This is a genomic window from Brevundimonas sp. (assembly GCF_016742135.1).
In the GTDB taxonomy this organism is placed as follows: domain Bacteria; phylum Pseudomonadota; class Alphaproteobacteria; order Caulobacterales; family Caulobacteraceae; genus Brevundimonas.
In genome coordinates this window covers 89,739-116,186 of sequence record NZ_JACVCG010000001.1, presented here as the reverse complement: position 1 = coordinate 116,186, position 26,448 = coordinate 89,739, and the positions used below count along the sequence as shown (strand labels likewise).

Here is a 26,448-nt window from a genome sequence, read left to right as displayed (position 1 = left end):
GGTGTTTCGCGAACTGTCGCCGCCCCGATAGCCCGCCCGCGCAGCCTTGAACAGGGCACCCGCGCAAGCAGGGCTTGTTTCACCGATGCGTGTCTGCAACGTGACAATCATGACCGTGGCTGATCCGTCCCTACCCTCGCCCGAACGCCTCGCGGCCCTGCGCGATCTGGAGTCCGAGAGCATCCACATCCTGCGCGAGGTGGCGGCCCAGTGCGAGCGGCCGGTGCTGCTGTATTCGATCGGCAAGGACTCGGCGGTGCTGCTGCATCTGGCGCGCAAGGCCTTTCATCCGGCCCACGCGCCCTGGCCGATGCTGCATGTCGATACCGGCTGGAAATTCCGCGAGATGTACGCCCTGCGCGAACGGATGGCGTCCGAGAGCGGCCTGAAGCTGATCGTGCACAGGAACCCCGAAGCCGAGGCACGGGGGATCAATCCGTTCGATCAGGGCTCGGCCGTTCATACCGATATGTGGAAGACGCAAGGGCTGAAACAGGCGCTGGACGCCCACGGGTTCGACGCGGCCATCGGCGGGGCGCGCCGCGACGAGGAGGCCAGCCGGTCCAAGGAGCGCGTCTTCTCGATGCGGGGGGCGGGTCATGCCTGGGACCCCCGCGCCCAGCGACCCGAGCTGTGGTCGCTCTACAATGCCCGCCTGAGGCCGGGTCAGTCGGTGCGGGTCTTTCCCCTCTCCAACTGGACCGAGGCGGATGTGTGGGACTACATCGCCCTCGAGGACATTCCGGTGGTCCCTCTCTATTTCGCGCGCGAGCGGCCGGTAGTCGAGCGGCAGGGGCGGCTGATCGTGGTCGACGACGACCGCATGCGGCTGGAGCCGGGCGAGACACCGCGGATGCTCAAGGTCCGCTTCCGCACCCTCGGCTGTTATCCGTTGAGCGGGGCTATCGAGAGCGAGGCGGAAACCCTGGATCAGGTCATCGCCGAAATGCAGACCTCGCGCGTGTCCGAGCGTCAGGGCCGGCTGATCGACGTCGATCAGGCCGGGTCGATGGAGCGCAAGAAGCAGGAAGGCTATTTCTGATGGCCGCGTCTGCGACCTCTGGCCGGCTGGCCTTCATCACCTGCGGATCGGTCGATGACGGCAAATCGACCCTGCTGGGGCGGCTGCTGCACGATGCCGGGGCCCTGCCGACCGACCGGGCCCTGCCGCTGACGCCGGAGGGCGAGCTCGATCACGCGGCCCTGATCGACGGGCTGATGGCCGAACGGGAACAGGGCATCACCATCGATGTGGCCTATCGCCCGTTCGCAACCCCGCGCCGGGCGTTTCTGGCCATCGATGCCCCGGGCCACGAGCAGTTTACCCGCAATATGGTGACCGGCGCATCGAACGCCGATGTCGCGGTCATTCTGGTCGATGCCGAAAAGGGACTGCTGCCCCAGACCCGGCGGCACAGCCATCTGGTCGCCCTGCTGGGCATGAAGACGGTCATTCTGGCGGTGACCAAGATGGATCGGGTCGGTGGTGCCGAAGCGGTGTTCCGGCCGATTGCCGAGGCCTTTGCCCCCTTCGCCGCGAAGCTGGGCATAGAGACCGTCATCGCCATTCCGGTCAGCGGCCGGACGGGAGACCAGGTGGTGGAGCGCGGCGCGCTCATGCCCTGGTATCAGGGGCCGACCCTGCTGGAGGCGCTGGAGCGCCTGCCCGTGCGCGGACGCGAGGGCGAGGCGCCGTTCCGGATGGCGGTGCAGGGCGTGGTGCGACTGCCGGAAGGGGGCCGGGCCTATAGCGGGCAGGTCGCCTCGGGAACGGTGCGGGCCGGTCAGGCCGTGCGGGTGCTCCCGTCGGGCCGGACGGCGACGGTCGAGTCGGTCCTGGACGGCGACGGCCCGGTCGCCGAGGGCCTGCCCGGTCGGTCGATCCTGATCCGGCTGGACACCGAGCTGGATGTGGCGCGTGGTGATGTGCTGACCACGGGCGATAGCCCGCTGGAGGTCGCCGACCAATTCGAGGCCCATCTGGTCTGGATGGGCGAGGACCCGCTTCTGCCCGGCCGTATGTATGACCTCAGGCTGGGCACGCGCACCGTGCCGGTCCAGATCAGCGACATCCGCCACCGGGTCGATGTGCAGACCCTTGCCCCACTGGCCGCGCGCACCCTGTCGATGAATGACATCGGACTGGTGCATCTGACGCTGGGGCGCGAGATCGCCTTTGCCCCCTATGAGGAGAGCCCGGAGTTCGGCGGTTTCATCCTGATCGACCGCCAGAGTCTTGAGACCGTCGGGGCGGGCATGATCCGCTTTGCCCTGCGGCGGGCGCACAACATCCACCGGCAGGCGCTGAATGTAGACCGGGAGACGCGCGCGCGGCTGAAGGGGCAAAAGCCCGCCGTACTATGGCTGACCGGCCTGTCGGGCGCGGGCAAGTCGACGCTGGCCAATGCGGTCGAGGCGCGGCTGACCGCCATGGGCCACCATGCCTATCTGATCGACGGCGACAATCTGCGCCACGGCCTCAGCCGCGACCTGGGCTTCACCGACGCCGACCGGGTCGAGAACATCCGCCGCGCCGCCGAGACCGCCCGGATGATGGCCGATGCCGGCCTGATCGTGCTGGTGTCGCTGATCTCGCCGTTTGCGGCCGAGCGTCAGATGGCGCGAGGCCTGATGGTCGAGGGCGAGTTCATGGAGGTGTTTGTCGATGCCCCGCTAGAGGTTGTCGAGGCCCGCGACATCAAGGGCCTCTACAGGAAGGCGCGGGCCGGCGAGCTGGCGAACTTCACCGGAATCGACAGCCCCTATGAGGCCCCCAAGGCGCCGGAGCTGCACATCCGCACCGACCAGCTGGCGATTGATGCGGCGGCCGATCAGGTCATCGCGGCCCTGAAGGACGCCGGACGGCTCAGGGACTGATTGATCCTCCCCTGGAGCGAAGCGAACGGGGGAGGGGGACCCCGAAGGGGTGGAGGGGGCGACCTCAGGCACCGGCGTGTACTTCCGCCCCCTCCACCATCCTTCGAATGGTCCCCCTCCCCCGCTTTGCGGGTGAGGAGCTGCTCACGCCACCTTCTTCTCCGGAGCGAACTTGCCGTAGAAGGTCTCGTCCTTCGCGGCCATATCACGCAGCAGCTGCGGCGGGCTGAAGCGGTCGCCGTACCGGACGGCATAGGCATCGGCCTGTTCGACGAAGGCCTTCAGGCCATACTGGTCGATGTAGGTGATCGGACCGCCGGTCCAGGGCGCAAAGCCCCAGGCCAGGATGGCGCCGACGTCGGCTTCGCGCGGGTCGTCGATGACGCCCTCTTCCCAGCAGCGGGCGACCTCGACTGCCTGACGGAACAGCAGACGGCGCCGCTGGTCCTCGACATCGGCCATCGACAGTTCGTCGACCTTGACCGGGGCCAGCTCGGCCAGACCCGACCAGATGACCTTGGGCTTCTGGTCATAGTCATAGAAGCCCTTGCCGTTCTTGCGGCCATAGCGGCCCAGATCCTCGACCATCTTGCGGACGATCTCGGAGCCCGGCAGCGGCTGATAGGCGTCGCCCAGATCCTCGGCGGTCTGTCTGGCGATCTTGACCGACAGGTCCAGCGCGACGTCGTCGTGCATTTCCAGCGGGCCGCGCGGCATGCCGGTGGAGCGACCGATGTTGTCGATCAGCACGGGCGAGATGCCCTCTTCCAGCATGGCCATACCCTCGGCCACATAGGTGCCGAAGCAGCGCGAGGTGTAGAAGCCGCGCCCGTCGTTGACGACGATCGGGGTCTTTTTGATCTTCATCACATAGTCGAGCGATTTAGCAATCGCCGCCTTGCCGGTCTTTTCGCCGAGGATAATCTCGACCAGCATCATCTTGTCGACCGGCGAGAAGAAGTGGATGCCGATGAAGTCCTCGGGGCGCACCGACGCTTCGGCCAGACCGGTGATCGGCAGGGTCGAGGTGTTGGAGCCGAAGATGGCGCCCGGCTCCAGCTGGGCCTCGGCGCGTTTCGTCACATCGGCCTTGATCTCGCGGTTCTCGAACACGGCCTCGATGACGAGGTCCGAACCCTTGATGTGGTCATAGTCGGTGGTGGCGGTGACCGAGGCCAGGAGGGCGTCGAACTTCTCCTGGGTCAGCTGACCGCGGGACAGGCGCTTCTTCAGCAGATCCTCAACGTGGGCCTTGCCCTTGTCGGCGCTTTCCTGATCGCGGTCGATCAGAATGGTCTCGATGCCGGCCATGGCGTTCACATAGGCGATGCCCGCGCCCATCATGCCGGCGCCCAGCACCGTGACCTTCGTCGGGTCTGACTTCGGCACATCGGAGGGGCGGACGGCGCCCTTGTCCAGCTCCTGTTTCGACAGGAACAGGCTGCGGATCATGCCCTGGGCCTGAGGCGTCATCAGGGTCTTAATGAAATAGCGGGTCTCGACGCGCAGGGCCGCGTCCATGGGCAGTTGCACGCCCTCATAGACGGCCTTCATCAGGTTCATGGCGGCGGGATAGTTGCCCCAGGTCTGCTTGCGCAGCATGGCGTTGCCGACCAGGAAGTTCTGGATGCCGGCCGGGTGGTAGGGTCCGCCGCCCGGCAGTTTGAAGCCCTTGTCGTCCCACGGCTGGACGGCCTTGCCGCCGCCCTTGACCCAGGCCTTCGCGGCCTCGACCTCGGTGCCGACCGGCACGACCTCGTGCACAATGCCGGCGCCCTTCGCGTCGTTCGGACGGAAGGACTTGCCCTCGGTCATGGCCATCATCGCCGCCTGCACGCCGACAAGGCGCGTCAGCCGCTGGGTGCCGCCACCGCCAGGGAACAGGCCGACCTTGATCTCGGGCAGGCCCAGCTGGATCTTCGGGCTGTCGCCGACCACGCGGTAGTGACAGGCCAGGGTCAATTCCAGACCGCCGCCGAGGGCGAGGCCGTTGATCGCGGCCGCCACCGGCTTGCCGCAGGTCTCCAGCGCGCGCAGCGCCCCGTTCAGCCGCCAGCCGGCGTCAAAGGCGTCCTGCAGCGAACCGCCGGTCAGCATGCCTGCGGCCATATCGCCAAGGTCAGCACCGGCGCAGAAGCCCGAGCTCTTGCCCGAGGTCAGGACCGCACCCTTGATGGCGTCGTCGGTCTTCACCCGTTCGACCCACTCCGGGATTTCCTGCATGACCTTGCCGGTCAGGGTGTTCATCGAACGGCCCGGCACATCGAAGGTGATCAGGGCGATGCCGTCGGCGTCGACGTCGATCTTGAAGTTTTCCATGGTCAATCTCTCCCGGATCAGACGCGTTCGATAACGGTGGCGGTGCCCATGCCGCCGCCGATGCAGAGGGTGGCGAGCGCCGTGGTCTTGTCCGAGCGTTCCAGCTCGTCCAGCACCGTGCCGAGGATCATGGCCCCGGTGGCGCCCAAGGGGTGGCCCATGGCGATGGCGCCGCCGCAGACGTTGATCTTGTCGTGGTCGATATCGAGCGCCTGCATATAGCGCAGGACCACGGCGGCGAAGGCCTCGTTCAGCTCGAACAGGTCGATGTCGTCCGGCGTCATGCCCAGCTTGTTCAGCAGTTTGGTGGTCACGAACTCGGGGCCGGTCAGCATGATGGAGGGCTCCGACCCGATCGAGGCGGCGCCCTTGATGCGCGCGCGCGGCTCGAGCCCCAGGGCGCGCCCGGCGGCCAGCGTGCCGATCAGCACCCCGGCCGAGCCGTCGACGATGCCCGAGCTGTTGCCCGGCGTGTGGACGTGATTGACGCGCGCCACCTCGGGGTAGCGCTGGTTGATCACGGCGTCGAAGGCCATTTCTCCCATCATCTGGAAGGAGGGGTTCAAGCTGCCCAGCGTCTGCATGTCGGTGTTGGGGCGGATGGTCTCGTCGTGGTCGAGGATGGTCAGGCCCAGCTGGTCCTTGACCGGCACAACCGAGCGCTTGAACCGACCCTCGGCCCAGGAGCGGGCGGCGCGCTTGTGGCTTTCGACCGAATAAGCGTCGACGTCGGCGCGCGAGAAGCCCCATTTCGAGGCGATCATGTCGGCCGAGACGCCCTGGGGCACGAAATAGGTCTTGAAGGCCGAGGTCGGGTCGACCGGCCAGGCCCCACCGTCCGAGCCCATGGGCACACGGCTCATGGCCTCGATGCCCCCGCCGACGGCCATGTCGGCCTCGCCCGATTTGACCTTGGCCGCAGCCATGTTCACGGCCTCAAGACCCGAGGCGCAGAAGCGGTTGATCTGGACGCCCGCCGTGGTCTCGGCCCAGCCGGCGTTCATCACCGCCGTGCGGGCGATGTCGGCCCCTTGCTCCCCCACCGGCGAGACGCAACCGAGGATGACGTCATCGACCTTTGAGGTGTCCAGCCCGTTCCGGTCCCGCAGGGCTTCCAGCACCTGGGTCGCCAGGGACAGGGCGGTGATCTCGTGAAGGCTGCCGTCCTTCTTGCCCTTGCCGCGCGGCGTGCGGACGGCGTCGTAGATATAGGCCTCGGTCATGGCGGTCTCTCTTTTGCTGGCCCTGTCGCTCGGCCCGCGGGGCCTCGCTGCGTGAGGGCGAGTTCGGAATCGAAACGTGGGCGTCAGAAACCCTACGTTTACGTCAACGTCAAGTAACAATGCGGCGACGGCTGTGGCCGAACGGACCGGTCACCGCCGCTGCGGGATGTCATCAGGGGCGGTACAGCCGGACCAGCTTGCCGTTGCGCTCATCGGTGATCGCCCACACCGCGCCGTCAGGACCGACCGCGACGTCGCGGACCCGGTCGCCCAGATCGGTCAGCAGACGCTCTTCACCGACCACGCGGTCATCCTCGATCACCAGCCGGGCGATGTGTTTCTGGCCGAGCGCCGCGACCAGCAGGTTGCCCTCCCAGCCCGGGAACATGGCGCCCCGGTAAATCGTCATGCCGCCCGGCGCGATGACAGGGTCCCAGTAATAGACCGGCTGTTCCGTGCCCTCACGGGCCGTGATCCCCTCACCGACTGCGGCCCCACGATATTCGATCCCGTAGGTCACCTCGGGCCAGCCATAGTTGAGACCGGGCCGGGTCAGATTGATCTCGTCACCACCGCGCGGCCCGTGCTCGACCGACCAGACTGCGCCGTCGGAGGCAACGGCAATGCCCTGGGGATTGCGGTGGCCCCAGGACCATATCTCGGGCCGCGCGCCGGCCTGACCGACGAAGGGGTTGTCCGAGGGGACCGTGCCGTCGGCATTGATGCGGATGGTCTTGCCATAGTGCGAGCCCAGATCCTGGGCCTGATCCCGGACGGCGGCGTCGGACCGCTCGCCCACGGTGATGAACAACTTGCCGTCCGGCGCGAACGCCAGCGAGGAGCCAAAATGCTTGTCACCGGCATAGGCCGGAACGGCGCGGAAGATGACTTCCACGGCCTCGACCCGGCTTCCGTCCGCAGACAGGATCCCCCGCGCCACCGTCGTGCCGTTGCCGCCGTCGCGGGGCTCCGAGTAGCTCCAGTAGATCATGCGATCATTGGCAAAGTCCGGGCCGGTCACGACATCCAGCAGGCCACCCTGCCCCCTCGCATCGACATCGGGCAGCCCGGAAACCGGCTCGCCCACCTGTCCATCGGCGGTGATGATCCGCAGGCGGCCCGGGCGTTCGGTGACCAGCCAGTTGCCGTCCGGCATCAGCGCCATGCCCCAGGGATTGACCAGGCCTTCCGCCACGACGGTATGGCTGAGCTGGCCTTCGGTGATCACGCCGGGCGCGCGCGTCTGCCCTTCAAAAGCCGGCGTCTGGTCCGGGGCATTGGCGGCCCGGGTCTCCACCGGATCGCCCGGCTCAGCGGGACTGGCACCCACCGATCCACTCACATTGCAGGCCGCCATCAGGATGCCGAGGGATGCGGCGGCCGTCAGGCGACCGGCGCGAAACATTGCCCGGCGGGGAAGCGCTTTGGGAGCGGTCATGTCAGTTCCTTGGTCTGGTCGAAACGGGGCTTGACTGTATACGTCGCGAGGCAGGGTCCTGTTCCGAAAATGAGACGCTTGAACCCGGACCCTCAGGCCTATATAGCGACGCGTCTCGCGAAGGCCGACCCCTTGGCCCCGCGACCCGGTGACCCGGGGCTGGATAGCTCAGCTGGTTAGAGCGGTGGATTCATAACCCACAGGTCGGCGGTTCAAGTCCGCCTCCAGCCACCACCGGTCTCCCTTACCGGCATCAGATGCAACCTCGGCCGTTGGCCCGACGTTCCGGACGGATCATCCATCCGGAAGGGACCCATCATGATCACGCGCACCTTAAAGATCGCCGGCGCAGCATCGGCCCTCGCCCTTGGCATGGCCGCCTGTACCGAGACCGAGCAGGAAAGAACCGAAGCCAGGGCCGAGCAGGCGGGTGATACGGTCGGCGATGCCGCCGCCCAGGCCGGCGAGGTGATCGAGTCCGGCGCCATGAAGGCCGCTCGGGCGGTCGAGGAGGGTGCGGGCAAGCTGGCCAACAAGCTCGAGGAAAATCAGGCCGAGGCCGCCGCCGAGGGCCGCGAGGGTGCCGTCAATCCGGCCACCGGCGAGCGCGTCGAATAGGCCTCAGGACTCGGCCAGCAGGGCATCGACCAGGGCCCGGGCTTCCGCGCTGGCCCAGTCGGCCTCCCCGGCGAATGTCGCCCGGATACGCCCCTGGCGGTCCAGCAGGATCGTCTGGGGCATCTTGCCCGATTCCGGGAACAGGAACGGCAGGCGGAAGCTCTTGTCCGAATAGAAGGGCAAGGGCTCGTGCACATCGAGGAAGCTTTTCGCATCGGCGATGGCGTCGTCGCCCGAGTCGACATTGATCGGCAGGACCAGCAGGTCGGTGCCCTCATAGGCCGAGGCCAGGGTCGCCAGCGTCGGCATCTCCGTGCGGCACGGGGCGCACCACATGGCCCACAGATTGACCACCACCACCTTGCCCTTGAAGTCGGCGAAGCTGGCGGCCTCCCCTTCGCGATCGACAAAGCCGTAGTCCGGGGCGGGCACGAGATCGACGGGCGCAGACAGGCGGGTCAGCGGGCCTTTCGCATAGACCGACAGCTCGCTCTGCGCGCCAGTCGCGCCCGCAGCGGCCTTGTCTTTGGACCCCGGGGCAATATGCGGATATAGCAGCACGCCACCGGCGATCAGGGCGACCAGAACCGCCGCGCCGATGGCCAGAGCCGTCTTCACAGAACCCTTGATATCCGAGCCTAACGCCATGTCCCGGCCTACATCCCCTGACGTCGCCTCATCCGCTTCCGGAGCGACTTCGGAAAAGACCCTATGGGGTGGACGCTTTTCCGCCAAGCCTGATGCGGTGATGCAGGCTATCAATGTGTCCATCGGCGTCGATCAGCGCCTGTGGCCGCAGGATCTGGCCGGGTCGCGCGCCCATTGTCGCATGCTGGCGGAACGCGGGATCATCTCGGCCGAGGCCGCAGAGGCCATCCTGCGCGGGCTGGACACCATCGAGGCCGAGATCACGGACGGCAGCTTTCCATTCCGCGACCAGTACGAAGACATCCACATGAACGTCGAGGCGCGTCTGGCCGAGCTGATCGGCGAGGCCTCGGGCCGGCTGCACACGGCGCGCAGCCGCAACGACCAGGTGGCGACCGACTTCCGCCTGTGGGTGCGCGACGCCTGCGACCACACCGTGGATCAGCTGAAGGCGCTGCAGTCGGCCCTGCTGGATAAGGCGGAGGCCCACGCCGGAGACCTGATGCCCGGCTTTACCCATCTGCAGCCCGCCCAGCCGGTGACCTTCGGCCACCATCTGATGGCCTATGTCGAGATGTTCGGACGGGACGCCTCGCGCTTTGCCGACGCCCGGGCGCGCATGAACGAATGTCCGCTGGGGGCCGCGGCCCTGGCCGGTTCGCCCTTCCCCATCGACCGGCAGATGACCGCGAGGGCGCTCGGCTTTGACCGGCCCATGGCCAATTCGCTGGACGCCGTGTCGGACCGGGACTTCGCACTGGAAAGCCTGGCCGCCGCCAGCCTCTGTGCCGGGCATTTGTCTCGGCTGGCCGAAGAGATCGTGGTCTGGATGACGCCGCAGTTCGGCTTTGTCACCCTGCCCGACCATCTGACCACCGGCTCGTCGATCATGCCGCAAAAGCGCAATCCGGACGCCGCCGAACTGGTACGCGCCAAGACCGGGCGGATCATCGGCTCGCTGGTCGCGCTGTCGACCGTCATGAAGGGCCTGCCGCTGGCCTATTCCAAGGACATGCAGGAGGACAAGCCGCCGGTGTTCGAGGCCTTCGACGCCCTCGATCTGGCGCTGGTCGCCATGACCGCCATGGTCACGGCCCTGACGCCGGACACGGAAAGAATGCGGGCTGCGGCCGGTTCGGGCTTTTCCACGGCCACCGATCTGGCCGACTGGGTGGTGCGGGAGCTCGGGCTGCCCTTCCGTCAGGCGCATCACATCACGGGGGCCGCGGTCAAACGGGCCGAGGCCCTGGGCGTGGACCTGGCGCAACTGCCGCTCGGGGAACTGACCGCCATCGAGCCCGGAATCACGACAGAGGTTTACAAGGTGCTGTCGCCTGAGGCTTCCTGTGACAGTCGCCGCAGTTTTGGCGGCACGGCGCCGGAGCAGGTCCGCGCGCGCATCGCCGAATGGAAGACGCGACTGTCATGACCGTTTCGAACCGCATTGCCGTTCTGGGCCTTGTCGGCCTGATGCTGGCCGGGACCGCCGCCTGTGGCCGCATGGCCGATCTGGAGGCCCCGCCCGAGCGCCGGACCGAGCGCGGCATGCGCGATGCCGGGGCGCCTAATCTGGAAGAACCGGCAACGATCAACCGCTCCTCGACGCAGCAGCCGATCGACGGCGGTCCCACCAACCCCTATTCGGGCGGGGGCAGCCCGCTTTCCTGACGACCTGAGGTCGCCCTCCTCCCCCGAGACGACGTGGATCATTTTCAGTACATCGACGGCGACCTCCATGCCGAGGCCGTGCCGCTGGCCGACATCGCCCGGACCGTCGGCACCCCGACCTATGTCTATTCGACCGCGACCCTGACCCGGCACTACCGGGTGCTGTCCGGCGCCATCGAGGCCCAGGCCAGCCTGGCCGGGCGTTCGCTGGTCGCCTTTGCCGTCAAGGCCAACAGCAATCTGTCGGTGCTGGCGACACTGGGGCGTCTGGGCGCGGGGGCCGATACCGTGTCCGAAGGGGAAATCCGACGGGCGCTCGCCGCCGGCATTCCGGCGGATCGCATCATCTTTTCCGGCGTCGGCAAGACCGACGCAGAACTGGCCTTTGCCCTCCGAACCGGCGTGCGCCAGGTCAATATCGAGTCTGCGCCGGAGCTGGACCGGCTGGAGCGGATCGCCACGGCCACCGGCATCCGGCCCGACATCTCCATCCGCGTGAACCCCGGCGTCGGCGCCGGCGGTCATGCCAAGATCACCACCGGGGGCGGCGGCGACAAGTTCGGCGTGCCGGTCGACGAGGCCCTGTCCCTCTATGCCCGCGCGGCCACGAACAGACAGGTGCGGCCCGTCGGCCTGGCCTGCCACATCGGCAGCCAGATCCTGGATCTTGCGCCCCTGCGGGATGCCTTTGGCGTGCTGGCGGATATGACCCGCCGGCTGCGTGCCGACGGGCACACCGTCGGGGTGCTGGATCTCGGCGGCGGCCTGGGAGTCCCCTATGAGCCGGGGCTGACCCCGCCCGACCCCGCGACCTATGCGGCCATGGTCGGTGAGGCGATGGCGGGGCTGGACGTGGACACCGTTTTCGAGCCCGGACGCCTGCTTGTCGCCAATGCCGGGGTGCTGCTGGCCCGGGTCATCCATGTGAACGAGCGGCCGGACGGCCGGCGCTTTCTGGTGCTGGACGCGGCCATGAACGACCTGATGCGACCAGCGCTATATGACGCCTTCCATCCGCTGGTGCCGGTCAGGGATGAAGGTCGGACCGAGGAGCGGTACGACGTCGTGGGCCCGGTCTGCGAGACCGGTGACACCTTTGCCCGCGACCGGCTGTTGCCCCTGTTGGCGGCGGGCGATCTGGTGGCCTTCAAGGGCGCGGGGGCCTATGGCGCCGCCATGGCCAGCGAATACAACAGCCGCCCTCTGGTGCCCGAGGTGCTGGTGGATGGCGACCGGTTCGCCGTGGTCCGGCCCCGGCCCGACTATGCCGCCCTGCTGGCCCGCGAGACGGTCGCGCCCTGGCTGGATCCGGATCAGACCTCAAAGACGCGGTAGGGCTGGTCGCCCAGCGTCCGCAGAACCGGCAGCGCGACATTGTAGACCGGTATACCTCTCGCCGTGCGGCCCTCGGGCTGACCCCTGTGGGCATGGCCGTGCACAACCAGGCTGATGTTGTCGTAGCGATCAACGACTTCGGCCAGCCGGGACGAGCCGAGAAAGGCGTGAATCTCGGGCGGCTCGCCAACCACGGTGTCCACCACCGGCGCATAGTGAAGCAGAACCACCGACCGCTCGGTTCGCAGCATGCGGATCGAGTTCTCGATCTCGTTGGAATCCTTGACCGCTTCCTGCACGAAGGCCTTCACCTCGGGTTCGCCGAAGGGGCTGAGCATGAACCGGCCAAATCCCCCGATGAAGCCCTTGCCTCCAGCGAAGCCCACGCCCTCGATCTCATAAGCCTGGCCGTCCAGCATCCGGACCCCCGCCTCGCACAGCATGTCGCGAACCACCTCGGGCTGACCGCATTCATACTCGTGATTGCCCAATACGCCGACCATGGGGATCCGGCAGTCACGCAGGTCTTCCAGCAGGACCTCGATCTCGCGGGTCTTGCCGAAGTTCACAAGGTCGCCGCACAGGCAGAGGACGTCCGCGTCCCTGTGAATGCGGGAGAACAGGTCGCGGTAGGGGCGTTCCTGCCCCTCACCGACGTGCAGGTCGCCGACGGCCGCGACACGCAGTTTTCGCCGGGGGCCTTCCTCAAGGCCGGGCTGGGGTGTCGGTCCTTCAGGGGATGGGGTCATGGCGTTCTTCAAGCCCCTTGCCCACGACATCGCCGAAGCCCCACTCGCTGATGTCGGCGATATAGTCGCGCGGACTGAACAGACGCCCCCGGCAGACACGCACGCGCGGCGGCGGCAGGTCGACCTGGGCTTCAAGGCGGCCGGTCAGCTCCTCCATCACCCAACGTGGAATCCGGTCCCGTTCGGTCGGGTAGGCAAACCGGAAATTCAGCAGATGGGCCATCAGCACCTCCCAGTAGAGGTCCATCTGGTTCATCAGGCCGGCCCAGTCGATGGCGTCGGACTGCTTCAGGATGACGTGGTTCACATCCGCCCCGTCGTAGCGATACCGGTCCTGGATGAAGACCTTGGACAGGATCAGGGCCGTAGGCGGCGTGATCCGCACCCGGTGGCCGTAAACCTCGGTCTCGTCCTCTCCGAACCAGCTGTCGTTCACCGCGATGGTTCCGTTCGACATGGCGAAGATCACGTCGAAGAAGTGACGGTCATCGCTCCAGATCTTGGCGATCCACCGTTCGTCCTCCACCTCGGTCCGATAGCCATGGCGCTGAAAGAAGGCCAGGATTCGCGGATAGTCACCCGGCTTGCAGAAGACGTCGAGATCCTTGGTTGGACGACTGATCCCCGTATAGGCTGTGACCGCGAAGGTGCCGGAAATCACGAACGGGATGCCCGACTCCTTCAGCAGCCGCAGGCACTCCTGATAGAAGGCCAGCGCTTCACCCGGCGGCTCGAAACAGGGATGGGGCACGATGTCGGACACGATTCCGGGGCTCCTCTGACGGGATTGCGAAACGGCCCCGCTGCCCCGGCAGTTCCGTCAGGCCTCAGTCGAGGGTGCAGATGTCCGGCAGGCCGCGCCAGGCGCCCCCGTGGTCCAGGCCATAGCCGACCAGAAAGCGGTTGGGGGCCTCCCAGCCGACAAAGTCCGGCTCGGGCGCGCGCGGCAGGGGCCAGGGCTTGCGGGCGAAGACACCGGTCAGAACCTCGGCGGCGCCCGCCTCGCGGACCAGCCGCACCGATTCCGCCAGCGACAGACCCGTGTCGAACACATCATCAAGGATCAGGACCTTGCGCCCTTCGACCGACCGCTGCAGCGGGGCGCGCACCTCGATGCTGCCCTTGCTCTCCTTGCCGTCGCCATAGGAGGCCAGCCACAGGGCATCGAACCGCAGATGACGCCCCTGTCGGGCCAAGGCCCGGGTCAGGTCGGCGGCAAACCACAGGCCGCCGGTCAGCAGGACCACGGCCACCGTGTCGTCATCGACATGCGGGGCGATCCGACGGGCCATATCCTCGACCACGGCGGCCACTCCGGCCTGGTCAAGCAGGACGGTCGGGGCGGAACGGTCGGAGGAGGGATCGGCCATGACGGGCCGATAGCGCCTAATTGGCCGGGCTGTCGAGCGGCACGGCCGCCACGGGTGTCAGTTCGTGGGGCGTATCCGATGACAACGCCCGGGCCGGCCGGAGGGCAGGGGCAGCTTCAGGGGTCGCTTCAGGGGTCGCTTCAGGGGCCGTGTCATGAGCGGTCGAGGCCGGATGCGCGGATGCTTCCGCCCTGTGATCGGCGGGCAGCGGGGGCTGGACGGGCGTGCCCCCGGGCCTGGGCGCGCGCTCTACGGGCACGGGCGACGGCGGAGCGTCCAGCACGAAGTCGACCCCCACACCGGTCGCCTTCCCCCCCGGGTCGGCGAGGATGGCGGCAAAGCCGGAGACCTGACCCGGCAGAACCGGCGCTGCCTCCGGTCGGATCACCGCATGGGCGATCTCGGCACCGTGGTCATCCAGAAGAGCCACGCGGATGGCGGGGGCGACGATCTCGCGGTCGCGGACATTGCGAAGCGCGCCCGAGACCATGACCTTGTCCGGAGTGTCCGGCAGGGCGCGGGCGCTGACGGCCTCGAACTCCAGCCCGGTGACGTTCACGGGCATGCCGATGGCGGCATAGGCCACCGCCGTGCGGGGCAGGATGTCGACCACCTCGACCCGGAACAGCCAGGCCCCGGCGAGGAGGCCGAGGAAGATGCTGGCCACTCCCGCCCAGACCGCTCCATGCATGGCGGCGCGGCGGGTGCGGCGGGCGTTCTCCGCCCGGGCGCGATAGGCCTTGGGCAGTTCGGGAGCGGGGGTCTCGGCCAGACTTTCCGGCGCGGCGCTCGTGGAAGCCGGACTCTCTGCCGGGGTCGCCGCGGCAGCCACCGGAACCGCCTCGGCCTTCAGTTCAAGGGGCTCTTCGGGCGTGGCATGCCAGCTCTGGGCGCAGGACTGGCACCGCACGGTCCGGCCCCGGGGTCCCAGCGCGGTATCCGCCACAAAATAGCTGGTGGCGCAGGCAGGGCAGGTCAGTATCATGGGCGTAGACCGCGAGGTGTGAGGCATCGCACTCCACGGAGCGATCCCGCGCCCCGCAGACCTCTATCCCGGCCTCCCTGACCTGTATTCGATGTGACCCGCACGATCGCCGCCTCTGACACGCCCGGTCCGACCGATGACCCCCGAGGTGAAGCCGGCTGGCCGGTGCGCCTGAGAGGGGTGACGTTCGGCCACGCCGGGCACCCCGACCTGTTGCGGGGCATCGACCTCACTGTGACGACGGGCTCTTTCAACTTCCTTACCGGGCGGTCGGGTGCGGGCAAGAGTCTGTTGCTGGGGATGATGGCCGGGCTGGTTCGTCCGGAGTCCGGTCAGGTGGTCCTGTTCGGCCAGGACCGGGCGCAACTGCGCCGCCGCGAGGCCCGGGTGATGAGACGCCGGATCGGCCTGATCGCCCAGGACGATCCCCTGCTGGCCCATCTGGGCATCGCCGACAATCTGGCCGTGACCCTGCGCGTGACCGGCGAGGATCCCCGGGGCCGCGAAGCGGACCTTGCGGCCATGCTGGACTTCGTCGGCCTGTCCGACAGCGCCGGACGGATGGCAGGCTCGCTGTCGCGGGCCGAGCGGCGACTGGTGGCGCTGGCGCGGGCCATGATGACCGGCCCCGAGCTGATCCTGGCGGATGAGCCGCTGGCCGGGCTGGATGCCGCCTCGGCCAAACGCATGCTCGGCCTGCTGCGCACCCTGAACCGGCAGGGCGCGACGGTGATCATGACCCGCGACGGCGACGGGGCGGGCACCGAGATGCGTAAGGGCGACCGCCGGCTGCACCTCGAGGGGGGACGGCTGGTCCAGCCGGAGCGGACGCGATGAAGGCCCCTGCCCTGTTGACCCGGCCCGACCTGTGGCCGGACGGCGGCGCGACCCGGCGGCTGGGCCTGGTGATGCTGACCGTGCTGAGCCTGCTGACCGGCCTGGCCCTTTTGGCCCATGTGGGGGCCAGCCGGGCGGCGGGGGACTGGGCCGGTCGGGTGGGCAGCGAGGCCACCGCCCTGATTCGCCCCCGCGCCGACGAAAGCGGGCCGACCGCCGCCGCCCGCGCCGCAGAGGCCCTGGCCGGGGTGCGCGGTGTGCAAGAGGCGGTGGCGCTGGAGCGCGCCGAGGCCGAGGCCCTGCTACGTCCGTGGCTGGGCGAGGCGGATCTGGCCACCCTGCCCCTGCCGCAGCTTGTGCGTCTGAGGCTGGACCCGGCGGAGCCCGCCAGCGCCGTCAGCCTGAACCGGGCCTTGGCCGAGGCAGGGGTCGACGGCACGGTCGACGACCACAGCCTGTGGCGCAGGGACTTCACCGCCGCCGCGCGCGGGGTGCGCGACCTGACGGCGCTGGCCGCGCTGGCCGCCGCCCTGCTGACCGCCATGGCGCTGGTGCTGAGCGCGCGACAGGCGATCGAGAGCCGGGCGCGGTCGCTGTACGCCCTGCGGCTGGCCGGGGCGGATGAGGCGGCGCTCACGACCCTCGCCCAGTGGCATCTGGGGCAGGACGCCGCCCTGGCCGGAGCGGTCGGGGCGGGGCTGGCCCTGCTGGCCGGGCTGGCGCTGGCGCTTGCGCCACTCACCGGGACGCTCGGCCGGGTCTTCCCGCTGGTCCTGAACGACCTGATGCTGCTGGCGCCCTGGCCCCTGGGAATGGCGGTGGTGGCCGTTGTGGCCGCGCGGGTGTCGGTCCGTCTCTGGCTTGGCAGGCCGCAGGCCGGAGAGTAATCAGGGAGGATGCGCTTTCTGGCCCTTCTTGCCATTCTTGCCCTTGTCTGGCTGGTCGGGCTGTTCGCCTTCGCCGACCGGGTGCGGAGCTATACGCCGGCCGAGGATCCGGCCCCGGCCGACGGCATCGTCGCCCTGACCGGCCCGTCGTCAGCGCGGGTCGATGCCGCCATCCGCCTGCTGGAGAACGGCAAGGGCGACCGGCTGCTGATCTCGGGCGTCAACCGCCAGGTCCGGCCGGCCGAGCTGAAGGCCGTGACCCCCGGATCGAGCCGGCTGTTCGCCTGCTGCGTCGACCTGGGGTTCGAGGCCGAGAACACCATGGGCAACGCCCGAGAGATCGGCCGGTGGGCGCGGTCGCACGACTATGACAGCCTGATCGTGGTCACCTCGGACTATCACATGGCGCGCAGCCTGGTGGAGATCCGCAGCGCCCTGCCCGGGGTCGAGCTGACCCCCTATGCCGTCAAAACCCCCGAGCTGGACGACCAGGGCTGGTGGCGGGTGGCGGTGACGGCGCGGCGTATGACGCTGGAATATATGAAGTATCTGACCGTCATGGTCCGCGAGGGTGTGCGGCGCGTCAGCGGCGACCGCTCGGCCGAGGCCGTCCAGGGCGTGGCAGAGGAAGCCGCGAAGAAGGCCCGCGAGTGACGACGCTGCGGTCCCTGATCTTTGTCGCCTGGCTGTATCTATCGATGGCGATCTTTGCCCTGCTCCTGTCGCCCGTGCTGCTGTTCGGGCGGGACCCCTCCATGGTGGTGATCCGCATGTGGGCGGCCTTTGTGCTGTTCGGCCTGCGCGTCCTGTGCGGCGTCAGGGTCGAGGTGCGCGGGCTGGAGCACCGGCCCACGGGCGCCGCCCTGATCGCCGGCAAGCATCAGGGCATGCTGGATGTGATCGCCCCCTTCACCTTCCTTCCCGACCCCTGCTTCGTCATGAAGAAGGAGCTGATGATCCTGCCCTTCTTCGGCTGGTTCGCGGCGCGGACGAACATGATCGCCATCGACCGGTCGGCCCACTCCGCCGCCCTCAAGGGCATGGTCCGTCAGGCCCGCACCCGCCACGCCGAGGGGCGGCAGATCCTGATCTTCCCCGAGGGCACCCGCACCGCCCCCGGCGCGACGCCCGACTACAAGCCCGGCATCGCCGCCCTGTACCGCGACCTGGACGCCCCCTGCGTGCCCATGGCTACCAATGCGGGCCAGCACTGGCCGGCCCACGGGTTCAGACGCACCCCCGGCACCGTGGTCTATGAGTTCCTGCCCGCCATCCCCGCCGGGCTGAAGCGCGATGCCTTCATGGCGCGGCTGGAGGCTGAGCTGGAAGCCGCCTCGACGAAGCTGCTGGGGTAGGCTCACCCGCCCCCCGCCCTTTTGGCCACGACCACGGCGCGGTCCAGGGCCTGCAGGAAGTTGGAGCGGTCGCGCGCCGAGAACGGCGGCGGGCCCGAGGTCTCGACCCCCATGCCGCGCAGGTGCTCGCCGATCGAGCGCCCGGCCAGGGCCGAGCCGATCGAATCGGGCGTGAAGGCCGAGCCGTTGGGCCGCAGCGCCTGGGCCCCCGCCTTGAGACAGCGGTCGGCCAGCGGAATGTCGGAGGTCACCACGATATCGCCCGGCCCCGCCCGTTCGGCGATCCAGTCATCGGCGACATCCGGCCCGGCCTCGACCACCACCTGTTCGATGAAGGGCGCGCGGCGCAGGTTGATCCAGCCGTTCGAGACGACAAAGGCCTTGAACCCCACCCGCTCGGCCACGCGGAAGCATTCTTCCTTCACGGGGCAGGCGTCGGCGTCGATGAAGAGGGTGTGCATGGAAAAAGGACCGTCTGAACCGTCTGAATAGTCTGGAATGGGGTTAGGGGCGGGGAAATCAGACGGTGGAGAATACCGTCTGAATAGTCTGAACCGTCTGAATCCGGAGGTGGGGCGGGAAATCAGACGGTGAAAAATACCGTCTGAACCGTCTGAATGGTCTGAATGGTCTGGATCGTCTGAGGGGTCCGGGCGGGTCTGTGGCGGGGATGGGGAGTCTACCACGCCCCGGAGGTGTGCTGATAAGATTGGGGGGGGGGACAGGGAGAGGGTGAGCAAGATGCCAGACCTGAGCCGATGACCACCGGGCGGCTGACTCCGCGGGGCCGGGCGTTGCGCCAGCGCGGCGGCATGGCGGAGGACCGGGTCTGGGCGCGGCTTCGCGGCGGGGCGGTCGACGGGTGGAAGGTCCGGCGGCAGCATCCGGTCGGGCCCTATGTCGTGGACTTTGCCTGTATGCCGCTGCGACTGGTCATCGAGATCGACGGCGGGGTGCATGGGCGGGACGACGTCGTGCTGAACGATCACCTCCGTCAGGAGGCCATTGAGGCGCTGGGCTGGACCGTGGTGCGGTTCAGCAATGATCAGGCGCTGGCCGAGCCGGAGCGCATCGACGCGGCGATCCGGGAGCAGGCGAAGGCGCTGGGGGTGTAGCCCCCTCTCCCGATGGGAGAGGGCTTGAGGCTCGCAGAGCGGAGCGATGTGTCAGCCGAAAGGGTGAGGGGCGCTGGATGAAGTCGGCGAGAGCCGTGGCACCGGCATTGCGACGGCTCACGCCGAAGGCGGCCGCCGACCCTCATCCGACCGCTTCGCGGCCACCTTCTCCCAACGGGAGAAGGGTCTGGAAGGGCCGGGGCCTACGCGCAGGAAAAGGCCCGCTGGCCGCCCTCCACCCCGACGACAGCGCCGCCTGGACCACCTGCAAACAGGCCTGGACGGATGCCGTGGCGGCGGAGGCGGTGCGGGGGTGGGAGGGGTGAGGGGCATCCGCAATGCATGAACTGCTGTTTCGGACCGTTAGCGACCGTGTCAGGATGGCCTCATGACTGAGGCGCGCACTGCGGTTCTGGAGTTCATCCGCGACTTCTGTGACTGGACGGCGCCGCTGTCGGACGACGCGGATGTGTTCGGGACGCTGGGGATCACGGGTGATGATGCCAGCGAATTCATGGAGGCGTTCGCCGCCGGGTTCGGTGTCGATGCGACGGCTTTTCGCTGGTACTTCCACTATGCGGACGAGGGCTGGAACTTCGGGGCGTTGTTCTACACGCCGATCTACAGGCGTTTCGGGCACATTCCGATCACGGTCGCGACCCTGACGGAGGCCGTCCGCACGCAGCGCTGGCCGATCATCTATCCCGACCATGTTCTGCCCGGTCGTCGGTGGGACATCGTGATCAATCAGATCTTCGCCGCCGCAGGGGTGCTCAGGCTGGTGGCAGGGCTGTGGATGACGTTCGCGGGGTAGGAGGCAGGCTGGCCGGGTCATGATCCTTCACCCATTGGGAGAAGGTGGCCCGGACGGCAGCATGAGGGCCAGCGAACGAATCGGCGGGAGCGATGGCGCTGTTTAGACATCGCGGCATTCAGGCCGCGGAGCGAGCAGGCTTTCGATCGTGCAGCATAGACAGATTTTAAAACAGGGTTTTCAGCAACCTGTCGACACCCGAAATGAGATCATCGACCTCATCCTTAGTCGGCTCTCGCTCTTTATTATGGTCACACAAGTTTCGCAGGTCTCCCAATCGGGTAATGCCACGCCAAATCGGGATGTCAATAACATCAGAAGATTTTAGTGCGTCATTAAAATCAGCAATCGTCGGATTCTTCTTCGCGATTTTCACATCGTGATTCGCGCAGACTTGCGCGAGGTGTCGCTCGAGCACCACTCCTACCATTGCGCCTGCAGCGCGAGCAAATTTCTGCTTCAGTAGATGGCGAGCTGCATCAACTTCAGAATCAAACAAATCGGCCTGAACGAGTTGCCTAATATCGAACAGGCTGGACTCAAATCGGCGTTTGGCCGCTGTTAGAATACCGACCATTTGATCGAACTGAGGAATTGCAGCAGATGGATCGACTTTCACATCCCCATAGCTGAACGTTACCTTAAGGCCTTGAAGGTAATCTTCCAAGACGTAGTTGCCAAAGCCAACATCTTTCCGAGCCCTCGGCTTTTCGTGAAGCCTCACGAAATCGTCGAACCGATCAGGAAGCAACTGTCGAATAAGCGCCTTGCTTTCGGAGTACCAGGACTCGTAAGTCAGTTTGAACTTCGGGAGTCCTGCGAGAAATTTCTCTGCTTTCTCAGCCCCAAGCTGCTTTTTGACTTGTGCATCAAATTTTGCAGCACCAATCACATCTCGCTGCATCGAATAGACCAGTTGATTTCCTTGCGCAATTAAGGCGTCAAGGTCGGCCCGATAGCGATCAAGATTGGACTTCACGACTCGTCTCCGACGGATTCGACTCCCCTAATGCACCCGCGCTTTCCCGATCTCCAGCCCGTCGGCCCCCGCTGAGACGGCAATCACGCTGCCGTCCTCGATCTCGCCCGCCAGCAGTTTCCTTGCGATCGGGTCGACCAGCTCCTTCTGAATGACGCGCTTCAGCGGCCGGGCGCCGTAGACCGGGTCGTAGCCCTTGTCGGCGAGCCAGGCGGCGGCGGTGTCGTCGAGGGCGAGGGTGAGCCTGCGGTCGGCCAGCAGTTTTTCGAAGCGCTGCAGCTGGATGCGGACGATGCCGCCCATCTGTTCGCGGCCGAGGCGCTGGAACAGGACGATCTCGTCGATGCGGTTCAGGAACTCGGGCCGGAAGTGGGCGCGGACGGCCTCCATGACCACGGGGCGAACGGCCTCGACGTCCTCGCCCTCGGGCTGGTCGGCGAGCGCGGCCGAGCCGAGGTTACTGGTGAGGATGATGAGGGTGTTCTTGAAATCGATGGTGCGGCCCTGGCTGTCGGTCAGGCGGCCGTCATCGAGGACCTGGAGCAGGACGTTGAAGACGTCGGGGTGGGCCTTTTCCACCTCGTCGAACAGCACGACCTGATAGGGGCGGCGGCGGACCGCCTCGGTCAGGGCGCCGCCCTCGTCATAGCCGACATAGCCGGGAGGGGCCCCGATCAGGCGGCTGACCGAGTGTTTCTCCATATATTCCGACATGTCGATGCGGGTGATGGCGGCCTCGTCATCGAACAGGAATTCGGCGAGCGCCTTGGTCAGCTCGGTCTTGCCGACGCCGGTCGGGCCGAGGAACAGGAAGGAGCCGAGCGGGCGGTTGGGGTCGTTGAGGCCGGCGCGGGCGCGGCGCACCGCATCGGAGACGGCGATGAGGGCGTCTTCCTGACCGACCACGCGGGCGCGCAGGGCGTCTTCCATGGAGAGCAGTTTCTCGCGCTCGCCCTCCAGCATCTTTTCGACGGGCACGCCGGTCCAGCGGCTGACGACGGCGGCGATCTGTTCGGCGTCGACGACCTCGGGGGTCAGGGGACCGGCCTTGTCGGCCTCATTGGCCTCGGCCTCTTCCAGCTGGCGCTCGATCTGCGGGATCTGGCCATAGGCGATCTCGGAGGCGCGACCGAGGTCGCCATTGCGCTGGGCGGTGGCCAGTTCGGCGCGCAGGCGGTCCAGCGTCTCGCGCAGCTGGGCGGACTGGCCGACCTTTTCCTTTTCGGCCTTCCAGCGGTTGGTGAGGTCGTCGGACTCGGCCTGGAGGTCGTCGATTTCGGTCTCCAGCTTCTCCAGCCGGGTTTTGGAGCCGGTATCGGTTTCCTTCTTCAGGGCCTCGCGCTCGATCTTGAGCTGGACGAGCCGGCGGTCGATCTCGTCCAGCGCCTCGGGCTTGGAGTCGACGGCCATGCGGACGCGCGACGCGGCCTCGTCGACCAGGTCGATGGCCTTGTCCGGCAGGAAGCGGTCGGTGATGTAGCGGTTCGACAGGGTGGCGGCCGCGACGATGGCGCTGTCGGAAATGCGCACGCCGTGGTGGACCTCATACTTCTCCTTGAGGCCTCGCAGGATGGAGACGGTGTCCTCGACCGTCGGCTCCTCGACGAAGACAGGCTGGAAGCGGCGGGCCAGGGCCGCGTCCTTTTCCACGTGCTTGCGGTATTCATCCAGCGTGGTGGCGCCGACGCAGTGCAGCTCGCCGCGCGCGAGAGCGGGTTTCAGCAGGTTGGAGGCGTCCATGGCGCCGTCGCCCTTGCCGGCACCGACCAGGGTGTGCATTTCGTCGATGAAGAGGACGATCTGGCCCTCGGCGGCACCGACCTCGTTCAGCACGGCCTTGAGGCGTTCCTCGAACTCGCCGCGGTATTTGGCGCCGGCGATCAGGGCGCCCATGTCGAGCGCCAGGACCTTCTTGTCCTTGAGCGATTCCGGCACATCCCCGTTGACGATGCGGAGCGCCAGCCCCTCGACGATGGCGGTCTTGCCGACGCCGGGCTCACCGATCAGGACGGGATTGTTCTTGGTGCGGCGGGCGAGGACCTGGATGGTGCGGCGGATCTCTTCGTCCCGGCCGATGACCGGGTCGACCTTGCCGTCGCGGGCGGCCTGGGTCAGGTCGCGGGCATAGCGTTTCAGGGCATCATAGGCGTCTTCGGCCCCGGCGCTGTCGGCGGTCTGGCCCTTGCGCAGTTCGGTAATGGCGGCCTCGAGCGTGTCCGGGGTGACGCCGACCGAGGCGAGCACTGTGGCCGCGACGCCGCCGTCTTTCGCAATCGCCGACAGCAGGCGCTCGGTGGTAACGAACTGGTCGCCAGCCTTTTTGGCCGAGGCCTCGGCCGTGGCGAAGACGCGGGCGGTGTCGCCGTCGAGGTATAGCTGGCCCGAGCCGCCCGAGACCTGGGCGCGCTTCGACAGCGCGGTTTCAACAGCGCGCTCGGCCCTGGCGGCATCGCCGCCGGCGGCCGTGATCAGATTGCGGGCCAGGCCGTCGCGTTCCTCCAGCAGTACCTTGAGCAGATGCTCGGGCGCGAACTGCTGGTGCCGGCGGGCCAGCGCCAGCGACTGGGCCGCCTGGACGGCGGACTTGGCGCGGTCGGAGTAGAGGTCGAGGTTCATCTGTGGTCATCCCCTGGATCAGGCAGATCCGGCCCGGTGCCCTCGATGCAAGCGACACGCCAGCCGGCTGGACCGGACATGGGTGTGGCCGATACGCAACGCAAGAGGTGCGGACGCGGGCCCGCGTAACCGCTATGCAGGGGTTGGAGACCCCTCACCCATGCCCCTGCTGTCCCTGTTCGACCCCGCCGTGATCCTGCCGTTTCTGGTGGCGGTGGCGCTGATCGAGCTGACGCCCGGTCCGAACATGGGCTGGCTGGCGCTGATCGCAGCGGGACGGGGGCGGACGGCGGCGCTGGCCGCCGTGGCAGGGGTGACGCTGGGGCTGGCGGCGTGGATGCTGGCGGCGGTGGCGGGGGTCAGTGCGCTGGTGATCCAGTGGCCGTGGCTGTTCCAGCTGATCCGCTGGGCCGGGGTGCTGTATCTGGCCTGGCTGACGTGGGAGGCGTGGCGCGGAGCGGGCACCGACCCGGCCGGGAGCGAGGACGGCTCGCGCCGGACCCTGTTCCTGAGGGGGCTGATGGCCAATCTGCTCAATCCCAAAGCGGCGGTCTTCTATACCGCATTGCTGCCGACCTTCATGCGGCCGGGCGCCGGGTCGACGGTGGCCCAGGCCCTGACGCTCGGCGGGCTACATCTGGCGGTGGCGACCACCATCCATGCCGTGATCGTGGTAACGGCGGCGGGCGCCGGCGGGCCCTTGCTGCGACGGCTGGAAGGCCGGACGGCACGCGCCGTGATGGCGGGCGGCATCCTGCTGGTCGCGCTGTGGATGGCGTGGGAGACGCGCTAGGGCGAAACGCCCTGGTTCGCAGGCGCATCCCCCTCCCGGCGCAGGGCATAGAGGCAGGCACCCTGAACGGACGAGCCATCGGCCAGGCGGCGCGGCACCAGACAAATCTGGAAGTCGCCGCTGTTCATGAGGACCACGTGATGGCGGATCGGTTCGAGATCGGGGGGCGTAACGCCCCCGTTGCAATCACGCTCGCCGTTTGGCACCTGCTCACTGACCGTGAGCCACTGGAGGCCATCGCCATCCCTGTCAACAGACCAGCGGCCACGGCTCACCGAGGCACCGCTCTCAAGAAGCAAAGTGCCGTCCGCCCGGAGCGTCCAGCGCTCGACGCAACTCTCGGGCAGATGGAAGCCTTCCATGATCCCGACATAGCGGTAGACACCCGGAAGTTTCGGCGCCCGGTCCGTGTCATCGGATTGCGCCCACGCCGTCGCAGCCGGAATCATGAAGAGGGCAGAGGCCAGAACTGCGACGGTGTAGCGGAAGCCGGACATGATCCCTCCTGCGATCGACGATGATTAGCGCAGGTCCCCAGGGCGAGCCAGCGCCCGGGGCCGCGGATCCAGCAGCAGGCCCGAGACGGTGGCGGCCAGCAGGCGGTCGGCCAGAGGCAGGCGCGCCAGCTTGCCCAGCACATGGTCGCGCACCCAGGGCAGCAGCCGCCCGTCGGCCTGATAGAAGGGCGTAAAGCCGAGGCTGAGCGCCTGATAGAGGCGGATGTGCCAGCGGCGGGCGGCGGCATAGACCGCGAGCGCCGCATCCAGATCGGCATGGTCGGTCAGCGCCTGCGACAGGGCGAAGGCATCCAGCAGGCCCATATTGACCCCCTGCCCCAGTTGCGGACTGGTCGAATGGGCGGCATCGCCGATCACCGCCAGCCGGTCGGCGACGGGGCGGCCCAGCGTATGGTGGCCATAGCGGGCGAGGGTCAGCTGGTCGGGGTCGGTCAGGCTGTCCAGCACCGGCGCGACCTCGGGCCAGAGGGTCAGGACCTCGGCCTTCCAGGGGTCGAGTCCGGCGGCGCGCCAGGCCGGGTGGTCGGCGGTCTTCAGACTCCAGAAGAAGGTGGCCAGCGGCTGGTCCTCGCCGGGCCGGCGACCGACGGGCAGGACGCCGATCATCTTTTCGGCCCCGCGATAGACCTGCTCCAGCGCATGGGGATCGAAGGGGGCCCCGGGCCAGGGGACGGTGGCCCACAGCGCCCCATAGGCCAGCTCATGCCGCCGGGCGCCGAGCGATGCGGCGATGGCGGAGCGCGCGCCGGAAGCGTCGATCACGAGGTCGAAGGCCGGGCCGGTGCGACCGGCCGCATCAGTCAGACGGCCTCCGCTCGCGCCCACGATCTCGCGCCCCGTCTCGACGATCACTCCGGCGTCCAGCGCCGCGCGATGGAGGACGTGGAACAGGGTCGCGCGGTGGACGCCCAGCGCGCGGCGGGGGCGCGACAGGGCCGCATAGCCGACATCCAGAACAATCCGTCCGCGCCGCGCCTCGCGCCCGAACAGCCGGTCGATGGGCTGGGCCAGGGCCTCGACCTCGGCCGTCAGCCCCATGGCGTCCAGCACCGCCAGACCGGTCGGCTGCAGCATGAAGCCCGCGCCTACCGGGGCCGCCTGATCAAAGCGCTCATGGATGACGACGCGGTGCCCCGCGCGCGCCATAAGGGCCGCCACCGCCAGCCCTGCCGGCCCGGCCCCCACCACGGCGATGTCGCGTGTCCGCATCATGGATCCCCCGGGCCCGGTTGTGCCGCCTGACGCGCGCCCGAACAAGCGGGACGGATGGACACAGATGCGGGGGCAGGGCTAGCGTTCGCGCC

Annotated in this window: 26 protein-coding genes and 1 tRNA gene; 14 read left to right on the top strand and 13 right to left on the bottom strand. The window is 67.9% G+C overall.

Annotated features, from left to right (window positions below; genetic code table 11):
• Positions 1-109 precede the first annotated feature (109 nt).
• Together cysD and cysC are read left to right on the top strand one after the other, a co-directional pair.
• Positions 110-1,042 (top strand): sulfate adenylyltransferase subunit CysD, encoded by a 933-nt coding sequence (gene cysD / locus IBJ06_RS00625; RefSeq protein WP_292156583.1) that lies wholly within the window; start codon positions 110-112, stop codon positions 1,040-1,042.
• Positions 1,042-2,877, top strand: a complete 1,836-nt coding sequence (cysC, locus tag IBJ06_RS00620; protein WP_292156582.1) for an adenylyl-sulfate kinase — start codon at positions 1,042-1,044, stop codon at positions 2,875-2,877. The genes cysD and cysC overlap by 1 nt, the downstream gene beginning before the upstream one ends.
• A gap of 144 nt (positions 2,878-3,021) precedes the next feature.
• Here cysC and IBJ06_RS00615 read toward each other — a convergent pair whose 3' ends face one another.
• The 3 genes from IBJ06_RS00615 to IBJ06_RS00605 form a co-directional block, all read right to left on the bottom strand.
• Positions 3,022-5,196, bottom strand: coding sequence for a 3-hydroxyacyl-CoA dehydrogenase NAD-binding domain-containing protein (locus IBJ06_RS00615; protein ID WP_292156581.1), 2,175 nt, complete (start codon positions 5,194-5,196; stop codon positions 3,022-3,024).
• Between the two features lie 17 nt (positions 5,197-5,213).
• Positions 5,214-6,419: an acetyl-CoA C-acetyltransferase gene (locus IBJ06_RS00610; RefSeq protein WP_292156580.1), complete on the bottom strand. Its 1,206-nt coding sequence runs from the start codon at positions 6,417-6,419 to the stop codon at positions 5,214-5,216.
• 172 nt (positions 6,420-6,591) lie between these two features.
• Positions 6,592-7,857 (bottom strand): PQQ-dependent sugar dehydrogenase, encoded by a 1,266-nt coding sequence (locus IBJ06_RS00605; RefSeq protein WP_292156579.1) that lies wholly within the window; start codon positions 7,855-7,857, stop codon positions 6,592-6,594.
• Between the two features lie 157 nt (positions 7,858-8,014).
• Here IBJ06_RS00605 and IBJ06_RS00600 point away from each other — a divergent pair.
• Both IBJ06_RS00600 and IBJ06_RS00595 read left to right on the top strand, forming a co-directional pair.
• Positions 8,015-8,091 (top strand) — tRNA-Met (locus IBJ06_RS00600).
• Positions 8,092-8,175: 84 nt separating this feature from the next.
• Positions 8,176-8,475, top strand: coding sequence for a hypothetical protein (locus IBJ06_RS00595; protein WP_292156578.1), 300 nt, complete (start codon positions 8,176-8,178; stop codon positions 8,473-8,475).
• Between the two features lie 3 nt (positions 8,476-8,478).
• On the opposite strand, the gene IBJ06_RS00590 is transcribed toward IBJ06_RS00595, so the two are convergent.
• The gene (locus IBJ06_RS00590) at positions 8,479-9,093 is read right to left on the bottom strand and encodes a TlpA disulfide reductase family protein (protein WP_292156577.1); all 615 of its coding nucleotides are present in this window, start codon (positions 9,091-9,093) and stop codon (positions 8,479-8,481) included.
• Positions 9,094-9,121: 28 nt separating this feature from the next.
• Between IBJ06_RS00590 and argH the strand changes: the two genes are divergently transcribed.
• From argH to lysA, 3 genes are read left to right on the top strand one after another with little or no spacing between them, the layout of a single operon-like run.
• Positions 9,122-10,552: an argininosuccinate lyase gene (gene argH / locus IBJ06_RS00585; RefSeq protein WP_292156576.1), complete on the top strand. Its 1,431-nt coding sequence runs from the start codon at positions 9,122-9,124 to the stop codon at positions 10,550-10,552.
• The gene (locus tag IBJ06_RS00580) at positions 10,549-10,791 is read left to right on the top strand and encodes a hypothetical protein (protein ID WP_292156575.1); all 243 of its coding nucleotides are present in this window, start codon (positions 10,549-10,551) and stop codon (positions 10,789-10,791) included. The genes argH and IBJ06_RS00580 overlap by 4 nt, the downstream gene beginning before the upstream one ends.
• Before the next feature lie 33 nt (positions 10,792-10,824).
• Entirely contained in the window at positions 10,825-12,126 is a 1,302-nt protein-coding gene (lysA, locus tag IBJ06_RS00575) for a diaminopimelate decarboxylase (RefSeq protein WP_292156574.1), read from the top strand.
• On the opposite strand, the gene IBJ06_RS00570 is transcribed toward lysA, so the two are convergent.
• The 4 genes from IBJ06_RS00570 to IBJ06_RS00555 form a co-directional block, all read right to left on the bottom strand.
• Complete coding sequence (locus tag IBJ06_RS00570) at positions 12,105-12,875, bottom strand: metallophosphoesterase (protein ID WP_292156573.1); 771 nt, start codon at positions 12,873-12,875, stop codon at positions 12,105-12,107. The genes lysA and IBJ06_RS00570 overlap by 22 nt on opposite strands.
• Entirely contained in the window at positions 12,859-13,638 is a 780-nt protein-coding gene (locus IBJ06_RS00565) for a hypothetical protein (RefSeq protein WP_292156572.1), read from the bottom strand. The genes IBJ06_RS00570 and IBJ06_RS00565 overlap by 17 nt, the downstream gene beginning before the upstream one ends.
• 64 nt (positions 13,639-13,702) lie before the next feature.
• A complete protein-coding gene (locus IBJ06_RS00560; protein WP_292156571.1) occupies positions 13,703-14,245 on the bottom strand; it encodes a phosphoribosyltransferase family protein in 543 nt (180 codons plus the stop codon).
• A 16-nt stretch (positions 14,246-14,261) separates the two neighbouring features.
• A complete protein-coding gene (locus tag IBJ06_RS00555) occupies positions 14,262-15,230 on the bottom strand; it encodes a DUF3426 domain-containing protein (RefSeq protein WP_292156570.1) in 969 nt (322 codons plus the stop codon).
• 93 nt (positions 15,231-15,323) lie between these two features.
• On the opposite strand from IBJ06_RS00555, the gene IBJ06_RS00550 reads away from it, so the two are divergent.
• Genes IBJ06_RS00550 through IBJ06_RS00535 form a run of 4 tightly spaced genes read left to right on the top strand, consistent with a single transcriptional unit; the run spans position 15,324 to position 18,309 of the window.
• Positions 15,324-16,067: an ATP-binding cassette domain-containing protein gene (locus IBJ06_RS00550; RefSeq protein ID WP_292156569.1), complete on the top strand. Its 744-nt coding sequence runs from the start codon at positions 15,324-15,326 to the stop codon at positions 16,065-16,067.
• Positions 16,064-16,954, top strand: a complete 891-nt coding sequence (locus IBJ06_RS00545) for an ABC transporter permease (RefSeq protein WP_292156568.1) — start codon at positions 16,064-16,066, stop codon at positions 16,952-16,954. The genes IBJ06_RS00550 and IBJ06_RS00545 overlap by 4 nt, the downstream gene beginning before the upstream one ends.
• Before the next feature lie 9 nt (positions 16,955-16,963).
• Positions 16,964-17,608, top strand: coding sequence for a YdcF family protein (locus tag IBJ06_RS00540; protein WP_292156567.1), 645 nt, complete (start codon positions 16,964-16,966; stop codon positions 17,606-17,608).
• The gene (locus IBJ06_RS00535) at positions 17,605-18,309 is read left to right on the top strand and encodes a lysophospholipid acyltransferase family protein (protein ID WP_292156566.1); all 705 of its coding nucleotides are present in this window, start codon (positions 17,605-17,607) and stop codon (positions 18,307-18,309) included. The genes IBJ06_RS00540 and IBJ06_RS00535 overlap by 4 nt, the downstream gene beginning before the upstream one ends.
• 2 nt (positions 18,310-18,311) lie before the next feature.
• Here IBJ06_RS00535 and IBJ06_RS00530 read toward each other — a convergent pair whose 3' ends face one another.
• Positions 18,312-18,770 carry a YaiI/YqxD family protein gene (locus tag IBJ06_RS00530; protein WP_292156565.1) on the bottom strand — a complete coding sequence of 153 codons (459 nt, stop codon included), beginning with the start codon at positions 18,768-18,770 and terminating at the stop codon, positions 18,312-18,314.
• A 297-nt stretch (positions 18,771-19,067) separates the two neighbouring features.
• Here IBJ06_RS00530 and IBJ06_RS00525 point away from each other — a divergent pair, with 297 nt between their 5' ends.
• Complete coding sequence (locus IBJ06_RS00525) at positions 19,068-19,424, top strand: endonuclease domain-containing protein (RefSeq protein WP_292156564.1); 357 nt, start codon at positions 19,068-19,070, stop codon at positions 19,422-19,424.
• Between the two features lie 388 nt (positions 19,425-19,812).
• Positions 19,813-20,238 (top strand): DUF1493 family protein, encoded by a 426-nt coding sequence (locus tag IBJ06_RS00520; protein WP_292156563.1) that lies wholly within the window; start codon positions 19,813-19,815, stop codon positions 20,236-20,238.
• 166 nt (positions 20,239-20,404) lie between these two features.
• Here the strand turns inward: IBJ06_RS00520 and IBJ06_RS00515 are convergent, their stop codons facing one another.
• Together IBJ06_RS00515 and clpB are read right to left on the bottom strand one after the other, a co-directional pair.
• Entirely contained in the window at positions 20,405-21,217 is an 813-nt protein-coding gene (locus tag IBJ06_RS00515; protein ID WP_292156562.1) for a hypothetical protein, read from the bottom strand.
• Between the two features lie 27 nt (positions 21,218-21,244).
• The gene (gene clpB / locus IBJ06_RS00510; protein ID WP_292156561.1) at positions 21,245-23,833 is read right to left on the bottom strand and encodes an ATP-dependent chaperone ClpB; all 2,589 of its coding nucleotides are present in this window, start codon (positions 23,831-23,833) and stop codon (positions 21,245-21,247) included.
• A gap of 160 nt (positions 23,834-23,993) precedes the next feature.
• Between clpB and IBJ06_RS00505 the strand changes: the two genes are divergently transcribed.
• The gene (locus IBJ06_RS00505; protein ID WP_292156560.1) at positions 23,994-24,626 is read left to right on the top strand and encodes a LysE family translocator; all 633 of its coding nucleotides are present in this window, start codon (positions 23,994-23,996) and stop codon (positions 24,624-24,626) included.
• Here the strand turns inward: IBJ06_RS00505 and IBJ06_RS00500 are convergent.
• Both IBJ06_RS00500 and IBJ06_RS00495 read right to left on the bottom strand, forming a co-directional pair.
• A complete protein-coding gene (locus IBJ06_RS00500; RefSeq protein WP_292156559.1) occupies positions 24,623-25,123 on the bottom strand; it encodes a hypothetical protein in 501 nt (166 codons plus the stop codon). The genes IBJ06_RS00505 and IBJ06_RS00500 overlap by 4 nt on opposite strands.
• Before the next feature lie 24 nt (positions 25,124-25,147).
• Complete coding sequence (locus IBJ06_RS00495) at positions 25,148-26,356, bottom strand: NAD(P)/FAD-dependent oxidoreductase (RefSeq protein ID WP_292156558.1); 1,209 nt, start codon at positions 26,354-26,356, stop codon at positions 25,148-25,150.
• Positions 26,357-26,448: the final 92 nt, after the last annotated feature.

What these genes read in the sequence shown, in the direction of transcription:
- cysD (WP_292156583.1), top strand. Translation starts at nt 110, where the DNA reads ATGACCGTGGCTGATCCGTCCCTACCCTCGCCCGAACGCCTCGCGGCC.
- IBJ06_RS00610 (WP_292156580.1), bottom strand. Translation starts at nt 6,419, where the DNA reads ATGACCGAGGCCTATATCTACGACGCCGTCCGCACGCCGCGCGGCAAG.
- IBJ06_RS00560 (WP_292156571.1), bottom strand. Translation starts at nt 14,245, where the DNA reads ATGGCCGATCCCTCCTCCGACCGTTCCGCCCCGACCGTCCTGCTTGAC.
- clpB (WP_292156561.1), bottom strand. Translation starts at nt 23,833, where the DNA reads ATGAACCTCGACCTCTACTCCGACCGCGCCAAGTCCGCCGTCCAGGCG.
- IBJ06_RS00495 (WP_292156558.1), bottom strand. Translation starts at nt 26,356, where the DNA reads ATGATGCGGACACGCGACATCGCCGTGGTGGGGGCCGGGCCGGCAGGG.
- IBJ06_RS00540 (WP_292156567.1), top strand. Translation starts at nt 16,964, where the DNA reads ATGCGCTTTCTGGCCCTTCTTGCCATTCTTGCCCTTGTCTGGCTGGTC.
- IBJ06_RS00520 (WP_292156563.1), top strand. Translation starts at nt 19,813, where the DNA reads ATGACTGAGGCGCGCACTGCGGTTCTGGAGTTCATCCGCGACTTCTGT.
- IBJ06_RS00555 (WP_292156570.1), bottom strand. Translation starts at nt 15,230, where the DNA reads ATGATACTGACCTGCCCTGCCTGCGCCACCAGCTATTTTGTGGCGGAT.
- argH (WP_292156576.1), top strand. Translation starts at nt 9,122, where the DNA reads ATGTCCCGGCCTACATCCCCTGACGTCGCCTCATCCGCTTCCGGAGCG.
- IBJ06_RS00615 (WP_292156581.1), bottom strand. Translation starts at nt 5,196, where the DNA reads ATGGAAAACTTCAAGATCGACGTCGACGCCGACGGCATCGCCCTGATC.
- cysC (WP_292156582.1), top strand. Translation starts at nt 1,042, where the DNA reads ATGGCCGCGTCTGCGACCTCTGGCCGGCTGGCCTTCATCACCTGCGGA.
- IBJ06_RS00605 (WP_292156579.1), bottom strand. Translation starts at nt 7,857, where the DNA reads ATGACCGCTCCCAAAGCGCTTCCCCGCCGGGCAATGTTTCGCGCCGGT.
- IBJ06_RS00570 (WP_292156573.1), bottom strand. Translation starts at nt 12,875, where the DNA reads ATGACCCCATCCCCTGAAGGACCGACACCCCAGCCCGGCCTTGAGGAA.
- IBJ06_RS00595 (WP_292156578.1), top strand. Translation starts at nt 8,176, where the DNA reads ATGATCACGCGCACCTTAAAGATCGCCGGCGCAGCATCGGCCCTCGCC.
- IBJ06_RS00530 (WP_292156565.1), bottom strand. Translation starts at nt 18,770, where the DNA reads ATGCACACCCTCTTCATCGACGCCGACGCCTGCCCCGTGAAGGAAGAA.
- IBJ06_RS00500 (WP_292156559.1), bottom strand. Translation starts at nt 25,123, where the DNA reads ATGTCCGGCTTCCGCTACACCGTCGCAGTTCTGGCCTCTGCCCTCTTC.
- IBJ06_RS00505 (WP_292156560.1), top strand. Translation starts at nt 23,994, where the DNA reads ATGCCCCTGCTGTCCCTGTTCGACCCCGCCGTGATCCTGCCGTTTCTG.
- IBJ06_RS00545 (WP_292156568.1), top strand. Translation starts at nt 16,064, where the DNA reads ATGAAGGCCCCTGCCCTGTTGACCCGGCCCGACCTGTGGCCGGACGGC.
- IBJ06_RS00580 (WP_292156575.1), top strand. Translation starts at nt 10,549, where the DNA reads ATGACCGTTTCGAACCGCATTGCCGTTCTGGGCCTTGTCGGCCTGATG.
- IBJ06_RS00525 (WP_292156564.1), top strand. Translation starts at nt 19,068, where the DNA reads ATGACCACCGGGCGGCTGACTCCGCGGGGCCGGGCGTTGCGCCAGCGC.